The organism is Bradyrhizobium sp. USDA3010 (genome assembly GCF_056429065.1).
Genome location: NZ_JBWJZD010000021.1, coordinates 94,485 through 109,684, shown reverse-complemented (window position 1 = coordinate 109,684; position 15,200 = coordinate 94,485). Strand labels below are relative to the sequence as shown.

The 15,200-nt window shown below is 64.1% G+C and carries 14 protein-coding genes; 7 read left to right on the top strand and 7 right to left on the bottom strand.

What is annotated here, in order from left to right:
• Nucleotides 1–59 precede the first annotated feature (59 nt).
• Together AC066Y_RS27595 and AC066Y_RS27590 are read left to right on the top strand one after the other, a co-directional pair.
• Nucleotides 60–668, top strand: coding sequence for a hypothetical protein (locus tag AC066Y_RS27595; RefSeq protein WP_478276622.1), 609 nt, complete (start codon nt 60–62; stop codon nt 666–668).
• A 975-nt stretch (nt 669–1,643) separates the two neighbouring features.
• Nucleotides 1,644–2,150: a MarR family winged helix-turn-helix transcriptional regulator gene (locus AC066Y_RS27590; RefSeq protein ID WP_092125528.1), complete on the top strand. Its 507-nt coding sequence runs from the start codon at nt 1,644–1,646 to the stop codon at nt 2,148–2,150.
• Between the two features lie 250 nt (nt 2,151–2,400).
• Here the strand turns inward: AC066Y_RS27590 and AC066Y_RS27585 are convergent, their stop codons facing one another.
• The 6 genes from AC066Y_RS27585 to AC066Y_RS27560 form a co-directional block, all read right to left on the bottom strand.
• Entirely contained in the window at nt 2,401–3,558 is a 1,158-nt protein-coding gene (locus AC066Y_RS27585; RefSeq protein ID WP_478276621.1) for an ABC transporter substrate-binding protein, read from the bottom strand.
• Between the two features lie 57 nt (nt 3,559–3,615).
• Complete coding sequence (locus AC066Y_RS27580; protein ID WP_478276620.1) at nt 3,616–4,398, bottom strand: cyclase family protein; 783 nt, start codon at nt 4,396–4,398, stop codon at nt 3,616–3,618.
• Between the two features lie 34 nt (nt 4,399–4,432).
• Complete coding sequence (locus AC066Y_RS27575; protein ID WP_478276619.1) at nt 4,433–5,674, bottom strand: SDR family NAD(P)-dependent oxidoreductase; 1,242 nt, start codon at nt 5,672–5,674, stop codon at nt 4,433–4,435.
• Entirely contained in the window at nt 5,671–6,849 is a 1,179-nt protein-coding gene (locus AC066Y_RS27570) for a thiolase family protein (protein ID WP_478276618.1), read from the bottom strand. Before AC066Y_RS27570 ends, AC066Y_RS27575 begins: the two co-directional genes overlap by 4 nt.
• 136 nt (nt 6,850–6,985) lie before the next feature.
• Nucleotides 6,986–7,768: an aspartate/glutamate racemase family protein gene (locus tag AC066Y_RS27565; protein ID WP_478276617.1), complete on the bottom strand. Its 783-nt coding sequence runs from the start codon at nt 7,766–7,768 to the stop codon at nt 6,986–6,988.
• A gap of 82 nt (nt 7,769–7,850) precedes the next feature.
• Nucleotides 7,851–8,171 carry a hypothetical protein gene (locus AC066Y_RS27560; protein WP_478276616.1) on the bottom strand — a complete coding sequence of 107 codons (321 nt, stop codon included), beginning with the start codon at nt 8,169–8,171 and terminating at the stop codon, nt 7,851–7,853.
• Nucleotides 8,172–8,371: 200 nt separating this feature from the next.
• Between AC066Y_RS27560 and AC066Y_RS27555 the strand changes: the two genes are divergently transcribed.
• Genes AC066Y_RS27555 through AC066Y_RS27540 form a run of 4 tightly spaced genes read left to right on the top strand, consistent with a single transcriptional unit; the run spans nt 8,372 to nt 13,085 of the window.
• Nucleotides 8,372–9,523 (top strand): ABC transporter substrate-binding protein, encoded by a 1,152-nt coding sequence (locus AC066Y_RS27555; RefSeq protein WP_478276615.1) that lies wholly within the window; start codon nt 8,372–8,374, stop codon nt 9,521–9,523.
• A gap of 42 nt (nt 9,524–9,565) precedes the next feature.
• Complete coding sequence (locus tag AC066Y_RS27550; RefSeq protein ID WP_478276614.1) at nt 9,566–10,609, top strand: branched-chain amino acid ABC transporter permease; 1,044 nt, start codon at nt 9,566–9,568, stop codon at nt 10,607–10,609.
• A complete protein-coding gene (locus tag AC066Y_RS27545) occupies nt 10,606–12,375 on the top strand; it encodes a branched-chain amino acid ABC transporter ATP-binding protein/permease (RefSeq protein WP_478276613.1) in 1,770 nt (589 codons plus the stop codon). Before AC066Y_RS27550 ends, AC066Y_RS27545 begins: the two co-directional genes overlap by 4 nt.
• Nucleotides 12,372–13,085, top strand: coding sequence for an ABC transporter ATP-binding protein (locus tag AC066Y_RS27540; protein ID WP_478276612.1), 714 nt, complete (start codon nt 12,372–12,374; stop codon nt 13,083–13,085). Before AC066Y_RS27545 ends, AC066Y_RS27540 begins: the two co-directional genes overlap by 4 nt.
• An 82-nt stretch (nt 13,086–13,167) precedes the next feature.
• Here AC066Y_RS27540 and AC066Y_RS27535 read toward each other — a convergent pair whose 3' ends face one another.
• Entirely contained in the window at nt 13,168–14,358 is a 1,191-nt protein-coding gene (locus AC066Y_RS27535; RefSeq protein ID WP_478276611.1) for an alpha/beta fold hydrolase, read from the bottom strand.
• Between the two features lie 248 nt (nt 14,359–14,606).
• Here AC066Y_RS27535 and AC066Y_RS27530 point away from each other — a divergent pair, with 248 nt between their 5' ends.
• A complete protein-coding gene (locus AC066Y_RS27530; protein ID WP_478276610.1) occupies nt 14,607–15,188 on the top strand; it encodes a TetR/AcrR family transcriptional regulator in 582 nt (193 codons plus the stop codon).
• Nucleotides 15,189–15,200 lie beyond the last annotated feature (12 nt).

Sequence of the window (15,200 nt, the reverse complement as noted above, 5' to 3'; positions counted from 1 at the left end):
GCAAGGGCGAGACATATACCTCAAGGACCTTGTATCGACCTTCTACGGGGGCCCGCATCGTGGCATGTACAGAACCGGAGATAACGCCTTGGCCCGAACGGGTCCGGCGCGCGGGAGAATTAAAGATATTCCCTGGGCCGAGCTTCACCCCAAGCGTTTGGGTCAATGATCTCGATACAGCGATCACGACGATCAACGAGCTTCTCAAGCAGAACGGCGTCTATCTTGCGTTCAGAAAGGCTGACGGTGCAGCTGGCAGCCCGATCGTGGCCGAAACGTATCCGGGTTCCGGCCTCCACGGCAGCGCCGTACAGACCGTCGTCGACTCGCGCAGTGGCCCCTCGATGAGTTCAGTGAAGCTGCGAGTGCCTGCGACTCCGAAACTCGGCCGCGCTGAAGCTGGCCAGGCAATGCGGCTCCATATCCTTGTGCACGAACTCGTCCATTGCATTGGACTTTCGAATTGCGCACACAGCAACGATGACGTCTTCATAGGGACATTAGTCATCGACAGCAGCGGTACGGTCCCACCCCCAAAGCTAGGCGGGCACACGATATCAAGAATAAAGAAGGCGTGGCCAGAGACGTGGGTCAGCGTGCAAGGCGGTGCTCTCGCCAAACAATCAGCCGACGAGCTGAGAAAATCGATGGAAGGAATCAAACTCTAGTAGGAGTCACCGGTTCTGAGCTCGATGGCGAATTGGTACAGAGCAGCGTGCGGTCGAGGCTGCCCGAACCGGCAAAGCGACGGGCCGGAATGCGCATCAATCACGAGCTTAACCATAGGATCGGAACGGCAAGCCGATTGAGACATCTCGCTAATTCCGTGACAACTTTGGCCTCGGTTTGACCTGCGACGCGAGCCGCGTCAGCGATCAGAGTTTGCAGAGCGGTTCATCGAGGAGGAAAGCGCAGAACCGTTGACGAGGGCGCGCCAATGAAACTCGTTGCGCTATGCTGCCCGGCACCGCGGCAATTTGCGCAAGCGGAGGCCGGCGAGCGCTCCCTTGTCTCGACATGGGCCATCGCGTTGCCTTGCACGGCTGGAAGTCGCGGGCGACAAAGGGCTTGTGCGATCTTTTACGCAAGTGCGCTTCCCATTCCAGCCTGGCAGCTGCATTGTGGGTTTTATGGTGCAGTCGAGGACATATGGGTGAACGATCGACCCGCTGACCACTAGGATCGGTCAGGTTCTCCTCGAGAGGGGTGCTTGGCATGGCAGGCCAAATGATGGCGGGCCGTTAGTGCGCTTCTGGATGAGATGAAGACACCGAACCAACTGCCAAGCTATCGGGCGGTCAAACTGTGGCCGTCACTTATAGACATGTTTGTCTTACGAACGCTGTGAGGGCACTTCGAGAGGAAACGCGGCCTCGTTGCCGCGGGCTCGTTCAACCTCACGGCAGAGGCCGCGGATTTATTTTAAGTCTCAAGTATCAACACAGACCAAAAGATCACCGAGGCGCCCATTGGAGAACCATGGGGATAGTTGTTCGCCGCACTAAGCTCCGCAAAATTGTAGATCGGCAAGCAGCTTCGGTGCGCGCTGATCGAGCCTTGAATTTACTTTTGGCACGAACTATCTTGTCGGCGACATCGAGGTCGTCGCGTTCAGCGGGCCCGGATGCCGCAGGAGATCTGATTTGGCAGTCGCGAAGGAGTCCCCACCTGTTTCGCCCAAGAGCGGGGTTGATCAGGAGGCCGAGTACCGGGCTCAGACGCGGCTTTGGCTTCGGCTGCTTGCCTGCACAACCCTGATCGAGGGCGAGCTGCGGCGCCGGTTCCGCGAGGAATTCGATTTCACGATGCCGCGCTTCGACGTGCTGGCCCAGCTTGACCGCGAGCCGAGTGGACTGGTGCTGGGAGAGCTGCCGAAGCGCCTGATGGTCTCCGCCGGAAACCTCACACCCATCGTCGACCGTCTGGTCGAGGACGGCTACATCACCCGCACGCCCTCCAACCTGGATCGGCGCGTGCAGATCGTTTGCATGACCGTCGAGGGCCGGAAGGCCTTCAGGCGTATGGCCAAGAGCCATGGCTCATGGCTGGCCGAGCTGCTGGCAGGATTCCCGGCCGATCGGCTCGATGGATTGACGAGCGAGCTCGACGAGCTCAAGGGCGCCGTCAGGGACGCGATGCAGAAGCCGTGAGCTGACCCGAGCCACATATTCGGTGTCGTCCCTGCGAAAGCAGGGACGACACGTGGAAAGAGAATGCCGGCCGGCGCACGCCGCAACAGCCGTGTGCGATTGGATGGCCTGCTCGACCTCGCATGGGGGCACATTCTCCCCGCGGCCGCGGATCGAGTCCTTCATGCGATCGGTGAAGCGATAATGACCGCCGGGATCGCAGACCACCCGATCGCCGGAGTGAAACCTGCGACGCCATCCCGCCGCTCAATCAGGGCAGCAGCTTGTACTTCCCGTCCTCGATCTGAACCAGGACCCGCGCGCGCGCATCGACGCCGTGCCGATCCGCCGGCGTGTAGGAGTAGACGCCCTGCGTCCCGGCCAGCTCCTTGGTGGTGAACAGCGCCTCGCGAAGCGCGGTGCGGAATTCCGGCGAGCCCGGCTTGGCCCCGGTCGCCAGCGCGCGCTTGGCGGCATCGACGAACACCAGCCAACCATCGAAGGAATAGGATGAGAACGAGTCGGTCGGCGCCTCGCCATTGGCCTTCTCGAAGGCCGCGCGGAACGCCAAGGCAACCTTCTGGATCGGATTGCTGGCTGGTAGCTGCTCGGCCGCGGTCACCGGCCCGGTCGGGCAGATAATTCCGTTGGCCGCCTTGCCGGCGAGCCGCAGGAAATCGGCGCTGATGAGTCCGTGGTTGCCGTAGAGCGGCCCCTTGTAGCCACGCTCGGACAAGGCGATCACCGGCAGCGCCCCCGGCGTTCCCGTGCCGCCGAGCATGATGGCGTCGGGGTGGGCCGCCAACGCGCGCAACACCTGGGCGGTCACCGACGAATCCGATCGGGCGTATCGCTCGTTGGCGATGACCTTGATGTCGGCCGCCTTGGCGCTTTGCGTCAGCGAATCGTACATGAGGTCGCCGAAGGCATCCGAGAAGCCGATGAACGCGACGGTCTTCAACCCTCGCGCCTTCATGTGATCGACGATGCCCTGAACGAGAAGCGGCGTCGGTTGCGGCGTCTGCACGACCCAGGGCCCGCCATCGCCTGATGGCACCGCCGCGATCGGCGACACCGCGATCATTGGAGTCTTCATCTCGATCGCGGCTGTCGCCATCGCCAGCGTCTGCGGCGCGCCCGACGTGCCGATGAGAATGTCGACCTTCTCCTGTTCGACGAGCTTGCGCGCGTTACGCGCCGACGCCGTGGGATCGGAGCCGTCGTCGAGTTGAATGACGCGGAGCTTCTCACCGCCGACTTCACCGATATAGGCTTCGCCCGCCGTCAATCCCTTTGCATTCGGAATCCCGATCGACGACACCGGCCCGCTGAGGCCGGTGACGAAGCCGACGAGGATCTCCGCCTGCCCGACCTGCGGAACGGCGACAAGCAGCGCGGCAGAAGCCAGCAGGGTCTTCATCGAGATCATGGCACCTGTCTTTCTTGATTTGCGTTTATTCTAACGGGCAAGCGCCATCCGCTCGCTTCAGTCTGCCGACACCAACGCGATCACGCGCAGCGGGCTGCCGGAACCGTTCTGGATCTTCAGGGGCGAAGCCACAATGACGGCGCCGGTGGCTGGAAGCTGATCGAGATTGCAGAGACACTGAAGGCCATACCGGCCGGCGCCGTGCAGGAAGTGATGCGCCGGATAAGGCGGCTCGAAATGGCCGGCCTGCCCCGCGTCCGTGCCGATCGTCTCGGTGCCGAAGCCGATGATGCCGCGCTCCTCCACCAGCCATTTCATCACGGCCGGATTCGGACCCGGCGTGTGCGCGCCGTCATCCCTGAGGTTGGCGTAGTCGCGCCAGCCCTTCTTCGACCAGTCGGTCCGCAGCAGAGCCCAGTGCCGCGCGGGAATTCGCCCGTGCGTCGCCTCCCAGGCTTCGACAAGCGGAACGGTCAGCAGGAAATCCGGATCCTGCGCTGCGCCAGCCGAGCAGTCGATGACGCACGCCGGAGCGATCATGTCCTTGGCAGGCATCGTGTCGACGGCATTGTTCGGCAGATCCTTGCCGGTGAACCAGTGAATCGGCGCGTCGAAATGCGTGCCGGTGTGCTCGCCGAACGTCACGTTGTTCCAGTACCAGGCCGGGCCGCGACCGTCATATCGCGAGATCTCCTGAATCCGGACGGGAGCTGCCTGGCCAAACTCCGGTGGCAGCACGATGACCGGAAAATCCGGACTGAGCGTGAAGGTCAGATCGACGACGCGCACCGCGCCAGACGAGATCGCACCTGCGAACTCCAGGAGATTCTTGCTTTGCATCGTCACGTCCTCCTGCTTGGTTGAAACCCTGATCCTACCTGTCGAGCTCGCGCTCGAGCGCTTTCGGATTGGCGGCAAGGCGCTGCCTGATTTCCTCGGCGACGTCCCCGACATAGATCTCCTCGAGTCCACCCCTGAGGCCGGACACGATCGCGTGAGCAACGGCGCGCGGCGCGACCTTCGGCGGCGGCACGGTCTGGAACCACTCGGTGTCGACCGGCCCCGTGAACAGGTTCAGCACCTTGACGCCGCCGGGCCTGAGTTCCGCGCGAAGACAATGCGACAGCGACAGGCATGCGGCCTGCGATGCCGAGTAGGCGCCGAAAGCGGGCCAGTTCGCCAGCGCATAGACCGACAAGATGTTGACCCAGGCGGCACTGTTGTTGACGCCATCCGCCCCCCGCATCCGCATCGCCGGACCGAAGGCCTGCGCGAGGTTGATGAAGCCGAGATAGGCCTGGTCGATCTCGTCCCGCGCGATGCTCGTGCCCCTGCGGTCGAGGAGGCCGCCAGGCCGCACATATTCCGTCGTGTTGACGAGGATATCGACCTTGCCGCCGATGTCGGCCGCAAGATCCGTCGCCGACTTTTCGTCGGCCGTGTCGAGTGTGACGACCTCGATCCCTTGCTGTCCGCGCAACAGCTGCTCGCCGGCAAACGGCCGCCACGGTTCGGCAACGCCGACGAACACCGTCTTCGCGCCGGCGGCCTTCAGCGCCGCAACGGCCTCCTGGCCGATCAGGCTGCGGCCGTTGGTCACGAGCACTCGCCGGAATTTCGGATCAGCCGTCATTTCCCGCCACTGCCTGTCGTCTGCCATGTTGGGCGTCTCCCCCTCGGGTCGGGCAAAGGCCACCGCCTGACCGCTTTTGTCGAGCTGAAACGACATGAGAACGGGTGCGCCCTCGACGCAGTCCGCGTGCAGATGCGCCACCATCGTCGGACCGCAGTCCATCTTGACGAGACCGATGCGCCACGGCGCCCGCTCGCGGAAATAAACGTCGCTCGGCACCCCTGCCGTCGTTTCGGTCAGCAGCGCGCCGCGGCGCGGCGCATCGACGAACCCGAGACCCGCCGACAGGCAGGCAGGGCACGCCTCGCGTGCCGGATAGGCAAAGGCGCCGCAGGCCTCGCAGCGCTGCAGCATGAAGCGGCCTTCGGCGGCGGCGCGCGTGAACCCGTGTGATGTCCTGCTGCGCGCTCGCGGCGGCGACGTCGGAAGCCGCGTCCGCAGCAGCGGGTTCTTGCGCCGGGGTGGCTCAATCGGATCGATCATCGCGCGGGCCCTGCAAAGATCGCGGCGCCCGAGGCCAGGCCGCGGTCGTAGTTGATCATGCCGAAACCCGAGGCCAAACCGAGCTTTGCATCCCTCACCTGCGTGGGACCGGCTTCTCCGAGAACCTGCCGCAATCCTTCGACAAGCCCGAGATAGGCGCCGGCGGCGCCGGCCTGCCCTGCCGAGAGCTGGCCGCCCGAGGTGTTGTGCGGGAAGTCGCCGTCAACCGTCAGATCGTGCTGACGAACGAAGGCCGCGCCCTCGCCCTTGTTGCAGAAGCCGAGATCCTCGAACTGCATCATCGTGATGACCGGATAGTCATCATAGGTCTGGACGACATCGAGATCGTCAGGCTTCACGCCGGCCATCGCGTAGAGTTCGCCGACATCCATCGCCCAGCCGCCGCGCAGCTGCATCGGATCGTCGGCGAAGGCGTTGTGCCGCTCGATCGTCGACAGCAATCGTGCCGCCGGCAAGCCAAGCGATGCCGCGGTCTCGTCCCGCATCACAAGGAAAGCCTCGGCACCGGCGCACGGCATGACGCAATCGAACAGATGAATGGGGTCGGAAATGGGACGGGCCGCCAGATACTGCTCGATCGTCAGCGGCGTCTTCATCAGCGCATGCGGGTTGCGCAGCGCGTTGGCACGCTGGGCGACCGCGATCCTGCCCACGTCCTCGCGCGTGACGCCATACGTCCGCATATAGTTGCGCGCGATCAGCGCGAAGCTCGCATTGGCGCCGCCTGCGCCGTAAGGGTAGACCGCGTCCTGATTGAAGCGCGAGAAATTCTCGAGCGTCAGGCGGAAGGAATCGACGTGGTTGGTATCGCCGGCGACGCAAGCCACGATGTCGGCATCGTGTGCCTGCACCGCGCGCGCCGCCTTGCGCAATGCCGCGATGGCGCTGGCGCCGCCGAGCGGGATCGTGTCCAGCCATCTGACGCACAGCCCGAAATGCTGCGTCAATCCGATCCCGCTGTCGGTCCCCATGGTGAAGCTGGAGACGCACAGGCCGTCGATGTCGGAGGCCTTGATGCCGGCCCGCGCGACCAACGCGCTCAGCGCGCGGCCGATCCACCATTGCGCGCTCTCGATGGAATAGCGCGCATAGGGGATCGTGATGGGAGCCGCCATCACGATGCCGTCATACGGTGTGCGCAGCGAATTTTTCACCAGCCGCCTGCCTTGCCTGCCCGCCTCGGATCATTTCCAGCCATACATCGATACTGCCACGAGTCGTATTCGAACAGGGTCACCTTCTCGGGTAGCGTCACGCCTGGCTCTCCAGAGCTGGTCGGCTGTTCGGGTGCTAACGCTTGTTGCGCGCGAGCATCGCCCGGAAATCGTCACGTGCCAGTGCACTGGCACGCCTGAAGCTTGGCCCGCGGCTCGGCTCGGTGCCGTTGAGCTGCCTGAGCTGCACCCACATCTCGGCGCTCTTCAACGCCACCGCGGCGCAGTTCACGACCGGCGCGTGCCCGACCTTCAGGCCGTGCTCACGCCCGATCAAGAGGCCCGGCAGCACGCCGGCGGGGATCACCACGTCGGCTCCGCGCTCGACCAGCGGCAGCGCGCAGGCCAGAAAATCCTCGATCATCCGGGCGTGGGCCGCCTGATCGCCCGCGAACGCACGTGCGAAATCCTCCGGCTTGCAGCCGAGGCCGGTCACGTGGACGACGCGATCAGCGAGGCCGTAGCGTTCAGCCTGCTCGTAGTGCCAGACCTCGAAGACGGGATCGAGCGTCACGAGACCGAGGCGCCGGCCGAGTTGCGAGGCCGCGAGCACCGTCGCCTCGCCGGTCCCGATCACGGGAATGTCGAGCGTCGCGCGGAGTTCATAAAGTCCCGGGTCCTGGAAATGGCCCATCACGAAGGCGTCGAACCCGCCCTCCTCGGCCGCGATGCCGTTGTCGATCGCCTGGACCGCGCAGCGCAGTTCGGCAAGCCGGCCGAACTCCCGATCCGGCGGCGAAATACCCTCGACGTGAACCGTCGTGCCGGGCGCAGCGATCGTGTTGAGGTACTCCGACAGCCGCGCCATATAGGGCGCGTTCACGCTCGCATCGACGAAACTCTGCCAGAAGATGCGCATCGCCCTTCTCCTCAAACGGTGACGGGAGCATCGGCCGTCGGCCTGCCGACGAAGATATTTCAACCATAAACTAATTGACGCGTCAAATGCGCGCGGTGGAGCCCGCCAAGGGGCCCTCGCTATGGCGACGAGAAGGCCCATTTTTCGGGACAAAGAGATGAAGAAAATGGCGCGTCCTGACGGAATTGTATGCAGCAACATTTTTTTCTGGCAGCCCCGCGACACGTGTTGACGGCGCCACGGATAATACTTTAGGCTTTAAGTAATCGACCACCGGCCAATGCCGGTGGCCATGACGATGATGTTGCAGGGCACCGATTTTGAGAAACTCAATCGCGTGGACGATCGTCGGGCCTGAATGGCCGGCAGCAACATCGCCGGTCGCGCATCGCTGCTGCGGCATTCGCCTTCTTTCGTTTCGACAGATGCCCGCCGGTTGCGGCACACCGCGCCATGGCCGCTGACGCCCCGGTCAAGCGAACTTCCCTCTCGCCGCGCCCCGCGCCTGGCGCTGCAACAATGCCTTCAATCGGTTCGTGCACAGCGCGGGCTCCTGCTCGGCTGCAAGACAATCGTACCCAGCATCAACGGAGGACAACGCAAATGCGGCAGAAGACCCTGGGCTTACTCGCACTTGTCGCCGGCGTCTTCGCGGCACCGGCTGCGCAAGCCGACATCACGATCGGCTTTGTCACCTCGCTGAGCGGCAACGGCGCGTCGATCGGCATCCCCTATGGGCGCGGCATCAATGCCGCCTACGAATACAAGAAGACGATCAACGGCGAGACCATCCGCCTGATCCAGCTCGACGACGGTTCCGATCCGTCGGCCGCGACGCGCAACGCGCGCAAGCTCGTCGAGGAAGAGAAGGTCGACCTCCTGATCGGCACCGCGACGACCCCCTCGACCATCGCCATGGCGGCCGTCGCCAGCGAATTGAAGGTGCCGATGATCTCGATCTCGCCCATCGGCAAGCTTCCGGAATCGCCGGAGCAGTGGGTCGTCGCGGTGCCGCAGCCGGCTTCGCTGCTCGTCAAGATCGTCGCAGATAGGATGAAGCGCGATGGCATGAAGAACATCGGCTATATCGGCTTCTCCGATGCATGGGGCGACCTCGTCTACAACGGAGCCAAGGCCGCCGAGCCCGTCGACGACATCAAGGTCCAGACCAACGAGCGCTATGCCCGCACCGATACCTCGGTGACCGCGCAGATCCTCAAGGTCATGGCCGCACGTCCCGACGCGGTGCTGATCGGCGGCTCCGGCACGCAAGGCGCGTTGCCTCTCATCACGCTCTCCGAACGCGGCTTCAAGGGCAATACCTACGGCACCGTGGCGCTGGTCAATCCGGACTTCGTCACGGTCGGTGGCAAGGCCGCCGAGGGCATTCAGGTCTCCGCCGGCCCCGTGATCGTGGCCGAACAGCTTCCGGACGAGCATTTTGCCAAGAAGATCGCGCTCGATTTCCGCGCGGTCTACCAGAAGACCCACAAAATTCCGACCACCGACGGGTTCTCCGCCTACTCCTTCGATGCCTGGCTGATCTTTGCCAACGCCGCCGAGCGGGCGCTGAAGACCGCGAAGCCCGGCACGACGGAATTTCGTACGGCGCTGCGAGACGCCATCCTCAGCACCAAGGAACTGCCCGGCGTGCATGCCGTCTACAACTTCAAGCCCGGTGCGGTGACCGGCGTCGACGAGCGCTCGCTGGTGGTGGTCCGCCTGACCAGCGGCGTCTGGAAGTACGCACCATAAGCGGAGGATGGCCGGCGGTCAGAACGGGGAAACGGCGTCTCAATGACGAGCGATATCGCGGCCATCCTTGCGATCGACGGGATCGCCACCGGCGCGGTTTACGCGCTGGTGGCAATCGGGACCGTGCTCATCTTCACGGTGACACGGGTCATCTTCATTCCCTTTGGCGACATCGCCGCCTTCACCGCGCTGACGCTTGCAGCGCTCGATGCCAAGCGCTTTCCCGGAACTGGCGCGCTGGTCGTGGTGCTGGCGTGCCTTGCGACCCTGATCGAGATCATTTCGCTCATTCGCAACGGCGACACACGACTCCTGCCACGCGCGCTTCTGTTCTATCTCGCCCTTCCGTTGGCAGTGGTCGGCATCGCCTGGCTCACCATGCGCATGGACCCGCCGCTCGCGGTCCGGCTCGTGCTCGCGCTGATGCTGATCACGCCGATCGCCCCTCTGCTTGACCGGATCGTCTTCCGCCCGATCGCCGACGGCACGGTGCTGCTGCTGCTGACGGTCTCGGTGGCGCTGCATTTCGCGCTGGTCGGTCTTGGCTTGCTGTTCTTCGGCCCCGAGGGAGTCCGGACCGAGCCGCTGACGTCGTTCTCAACGGAGTTCGCCGGCGTCCTGATCTCGGGCCAGACCATGTTGATCGTGATCGCCGCACTCGTCTTCAGCGGACTTCTTTATCTGTTCTTCGACTTCACGCTGGTCGGCAAATCGCTCCGCGCCACGGCAGTGAACCGGACCGGCTCGCGGCTGATGGGGATCCGGCCGGCGCGGGCCGGCACCATCGCCTACCTGCTGGGCTCGCTGATGGCCGGCGTATCCGGCATCCTGATCGCGCCGGTGAATACGGTGTTCTACGATTCCGGCTTCCTGATCGGACTCAAGGCGTTCGTCGGCGCCATCGTCGGCGGCATGACCAGCTATCCCGGCGCCGCGATCGGCGCGGTCGGCGTCGGCATCCTCGAAAGCTTCGCGTCCTTCCAGAGCAGTGCCTTGAAGGACGTGATCGTGTTCTCGCTGCTGATCCCGGTTCTGATCTGGCGATCCCTCGCCTCGCTGCATTCCGAGGAGGAGATCGAGGAATGACGCGGCTTCATGTTCAGCTCGCAGCAGTAGCAGCACTGGCGTGCCTCGCCCTCGCGCCCCTTGTCCTGAGCCCGTTCAGCGTCACGCTGATGAACTATATCGGCATCTATTCGCTGGTCGCCATCGGCCTTGCGCTCCTCACCGGTGTCGGCGGCATCGTGTCGTTCGGACAGGCTGCGTTCGTCGGCATCGCGGCCTATGCGACGGCCTGGGTCTCCGCCCTGAACGGGCAATCGCCCTGGCTCGGCCTGCTGTTCGGGGTGGCGCTGACCTGCGGCGTCGCAGCCATCCTCGGCGTCGTCACCTTGCGCCTCCAGGGCCATTTCCTCTCGCTCTCGACCGTCGCATGGGGCCTTGCGATCGGCTTCCTGTTCGGCAATGTCGAGGGGCTCGGCCGCTTCAACGGCATCTCGTCGATCCCGCCGATCACTGTTGGCTCGTTCGCGCTCGTCTCCAGCGCACAGATCTATTATCTGATCTGGGGCATCGTCGCCCTGGTGCTCTTCCTCGGCTACAATCTCCTGGACTCGCGGCTCGGCCGCGCCATGCGGGCCCTGCGCGGCGGCAATACGCTGGTCGAGAGCCTCGGCATCAACGCCTTCCGGATCAAGCTCGTGACCTTCGTGATCGCGGCATTCCTGGCCTCGCTCTCCGGATGGCTCTACGCGCATATGAGCCGCTTCATCAGCCCGGGTCCGTTCGATGCCAGCATGGGCATCGAATATCTGATGATGACGATGGTCGGCGGCGCCGGCAGCCTGCTCGGCGGTGTCGTCGGCGCCGCCATCGTGACCCTGCTCAAGAACAGCGTGCAGGACTATTTGCCGCTGATCGCCAAGGGCGCATCCGGGCAACTCGAGATCGTCGCCTTCTCCGCGCTGTTCATCCTGTTCCTGCAATGGGCGCGGCAGGGCATCGTCCCCTCCATCGCACGCTATCTGCCGAAGACCAGGCGCGAGCGGCCGCAGCCGGCGCCGCCGCTGCCGCGCCGGCCGCAGCCGGCACCGGGCGAGCTTCTCCTGAAGGTTGATGGCGCCGAGCGCCGGTTCGGCGGCCTCGTCGCGGTCAACAATGTCAGCTTCGAGGTGAGATCCGGCGAGATTGTTGCCGTCATCGGCCCGAACGGCGCCGGCAAGAGCACGATGTTCAACTGCCTGACCGGCGCGCTGCGGGTCAACAAGGGTGAAATCGTCTTTGCGGGGCGCCTGATCACGCGCGACCCGCAATCCCGCATCGCCAAGGCCGGCGTCGCCAGGACCTTCCAGCATGTGAAGCTGCGGCCGCGCATGAACCTGCTGGAGAACGTCATGCTCGGCACCTACAGCCGAACCCGCACCGGCCTGTTGGCCGGCGCCTTTCGTCTCAATCAGCGCGAGGAAGCCAGCGCCCGGCACGAGGCGCTGATGCAGCTCGAGCGCGTCGGGCTCGGCGACAAGCCGTTCGAGCTCGCCGGCAATCTTCCCCTCGGCAACCAGCGCATCCTGGAGATCGCACGCGCGCTCGCCGCGGATCCCGCCCTGCTGGTGCTGGACGAGCCGGCGGCGGGCCTGCGCCGCCAGGAAAAGCTCAGGCTGGCCGAGCTGCTTCGCTCGCTGCGGGCGGATCACCTGACCATCCTGATCGTCGAGCACGACATGGAGTTCGTGATGTCGCTGGTCGACCGCATCGTGGTGCTCGATTTCGGCTCCAAGCTTTGCGAGGGCGTCCCAAGCGCGATCCGCAACGATGAGCGGGTTCAAGAGGCCTATCTCGGGGGCGTCGCGTGAGCGAGATGTTTTCCATGACCGACGTCACCGTCTGCTACGACAACGTCGAGGCCGTGCGTAACGTCTCTCTGTCGGTCGACGAAGGCCAGATCGTCACCGTGATCGGCCCGAACGGCGCCGGCAAGACCACGCTGCTGATGGCCGCCATCGGGCTGCTCGGATCGCGTGGCCGCATGGCATTCCGCGGCAACGATCTCGGCAAGATGTCCGTCGAGGATCGCGTCGAGCGCAGGCTCTGCCTCGTCCCGGAGAAGCGCGAGCTGTTCTCGGACATGTCGGTCGCCGACAACCTTCTGCTCGGCTCCTACAGCCTCCGCGACCGCTCCGGTGTCCGAAAGACGCTGGATGAGGTTTATGATCGTTTTCCGCGGCTGAAGGAGCGGCAACGCCAGGCCGCAGGCACGCTGTCCGGCGGCGAACGCCAGATGCTCGCGCTGGGGCGCGCGCTGATGGCAAAGCCCGCGCTGCTGATGCTCGACGAGCCCAGTCTCGGCCTTGCGCCGCTGATCGTGCGCGAGATCTTTCGCACCATCGCGTCCTTGCGCGATTTGGGAGTGTCCATCCTGCTGGTCGAGCAGAACGCCCGCGCCGCGCTCGAGACCGCCGACTATGGCTACGTGCTGGAGACCGGCGAGATCGTGCAGTCCGGCCCTGCCAAGGATCTGATCCACGATCCCAGGCTGATCACGGCCTATCTCGGTGGACACTGAGACCGGTTTGGGTCGGCTCCGGCGAGCCGCACACCAAAAACATCGAAAACAACCCCATGCACAGTAGCCGGCCACAGCAACATCAATGACTTGTCGGCTCGGCGCTACGCGCACCCACCTCCTTGATGAAGGCGAGCAGGAGCGTGCTGAGCCGAACCGGCTGCTCCTGTTGGATCCAGTGACCGGCGCCGTCGATCAGCTCGATGCCGCCCATCCGCGTCGCCGCCTTCGTCTTCATAAGCTCGAGCGCGCCCGACGCCGCATAGGTGCCCCAATCGCTCGTCCCGCCGATGAAGAGCGACGGGACATCGATCGTCTTGCCCGAGAACAGGCGCAACTCAGCGTTCAGGCCAGGATCGGAAAAGACGCGATAAGCCATGAGAGCGCCTTGAAACCCGGTGCGGCCGTACTCCGCCGTGTACACGCCAAGTTCCGGCTCGGTGAGCCATTTGCAGGCCGAGACCTCGGCGGCGGAAGGTTGGAATGGAGCGACGGTCTGGGACATCGTCTTGCCGAGATCCATCACGTAATAGGTGGGCATCTGTGCAAGGTCTGCGGCGGTTCGCGCCTTCAACGGATGCGGCTTATTTCCCGGCCAGTCAGCGCTCTTGACGTGGAAAAATGCACGAAGAAACGCGTGTAAGCCTTGAGGGGGATGCCACAGGTCATCGTTCGCCTGCCGCGTGCTCAGGTATTGCTGGTAATGCTGTCTCGGCGGATCGAGCGCCGCCAGCGCGGCCGCCAGCTTCTGGCTTTCAGTGTTCGGTTGGACCGACGATGCCTCGCTTTCCGCAGTGTTGAAAGGAAACGCCGGCGGACCGGGGAACGGTGCGCTCATCAGCACCACCGAGGGAAAGACGTCAGGTCGCGCCAGCGTACAATAGGCCGCCACGGGCGAGCCGAAGTCGTGCCCGACGAGCATTGCCGTGCGCCGATACCCCAACGCCGAAACCAATCCGAGGGCGTCACGCGTCATGTTCAAGAGGCTGAACGGTTCTAGCTGGGCGTCATAGCTGTTCACCCAACCGGTGGTGCGGCCAAAGCCCCGCTGGTCGGGCGCCACCACATGGTACCCGGCGTCGGCAAGTAGCGGGAGCAGGTGTCGCCAGCCGTAAGCCAAATCCGGAAAGCCGTGCAGAAGCAGCGCGAGCGGCCGGCCGGGGCTTTCGTAACCGGCCTCGAGAATATGGACATCGAGGCCGTTGACCCCATGGATCATGCGCGAGCGGACCCCCTTGGAAAGCGTTCCCGCGCCATATGCTGATGTGGTCAAATCAGTTCCTCCTGTGGGGTTTGCACGGGCCGGTCGAAGCGAAGCCGCAACCAGGCCGGCCGCGCCCATCGCCAGGATGGCTCGTCGGGACGCCGATGACTTGAAACCAACTGGATGACTCATGACCGAACGCACCGTCCGCGTGCAGGCGCTTCGCCGAGGGGCATCGTCGGATTTCCCACTATGGTGATCATCATAGTATGGCAATCGCCATAGTAACGTCAAGCGAAAGGTGTTACGTTCGCGGCATGCCACGTAAGACTGACGCTCGCGCTCGCGCGATTGCCACCGCCGAACGACTGTTTCGCATCCAAGGCTACACGGCGACTGGATTGACCCAGATCATTGCAGAAAGCGGTGCGCCCAAAGGATCGTTCTACTTTCACTTTCCGCGCGGCAAGGCACAGCTCGCAGAAGAAGCAATCGATCATTACGTTGCGGGTAGAATTGCGGTATTGCGGAATATCTCGGCGAATACGACGGGCGATGCCCTGAATTTCGTGCATCAGATTTTCAGCACATTCGCGGCCGAAATGGTCGCCTCAGATTTCCAGTACGGATGTCTGATGCAAAATCTGGCGAATGAGCTGCCCGCGCTCGACGCTGAGCTGACCAAACGGGTAGCGCGCGGATTTGTTGATTCGACCGAGATTGTTACGGAGCATTTCAGGGGGTGCGGTTTCGCTCCCGCGCGCGCATCCTCTACCGCAGCCGCATTGGTAGCCGCCCTCGAAGGCGCGCGAACCATCGCCCGCCTGGAACGCACGCCGGCCATATTCGAGGCGCTGGCGGATGTCAGTGTCCAGAGGTGGGCTGCCCCCGAGCGGTGATCGGGGTCAAGT

What these genes read in the sequence shown, in the direction of transcription:
- AC066Y_RS27585 (WP_478276621.1), bottom strand. Translation starts at nt 3,558, where the DNA reads ATGATCTCGATGAAGACCCTGCTGGCTTCTGCCGCGCTGCTTGTCGCC.
- AC066Y_RS27580 (WP_478276620.1), bottom strand. Translation starts at nt 4,398, where the DNA reads ATGCAAAGCAAGAATCTCCTGGAGTTCGCAGGTGCGATCTCGTCTGGC.
- AC066Y_RS27575 (WP_478276619.1), bottom strand. Translation starts at nt 5,674, where the DNA reads ATGATCGATCCGATTGAGCCACCCCGGCGCAAGAACCCGCTGCTGCGG.
- AC066Y_RS27565 (WP_478276617.1), bottom strand. Translation starts at nt 7,768, where the DNA reads ATGCGCATCTTCTGGCAGAGTTTCGTCGATGCGAGCGTGAACGCGCCC.
- AC066Y_RS27560 (WP_478276616.1), bottom strand. Translation starts at nt 8,171, where the DNA reads ATGCCGCAGCAGCGATGCGCGACCGGCGATGTTGCTGCCGGCCATTCA.
- AC066Y_RS27555 (WP_478276615.1), top strand. Translation starts at nt 8,372, where the DNA reads ATGCGGCAGAAGACCCTGGGCTTACTCGCACTTGTCGCCGGCGTCTTC.
- AC066Y_RS27550 (WP_478276614.1), top strand. Translation starts at nt 9,566, where the DNA reads ATGACGAGCGATATCGCGGCCATCCTTGCGATCGACGGGATCGCCACC.
- AC066Y_RS27545 (WP_478276613.1), top strand. Translation starts at nt 10,606, where the DNA reads ATGACGCGGCTTCATGTTCAGCTCGCAGCAGTAGCAGCACTGGCGTGC.
- AC066Y_RS27530 (WP_478276610.1), top strand. Translation starts at nt 14,607, where the DNA reads ATGCCACGTAAGACTGACGCTCGCGCTCGCGCGATTGCCACCGCCGAA.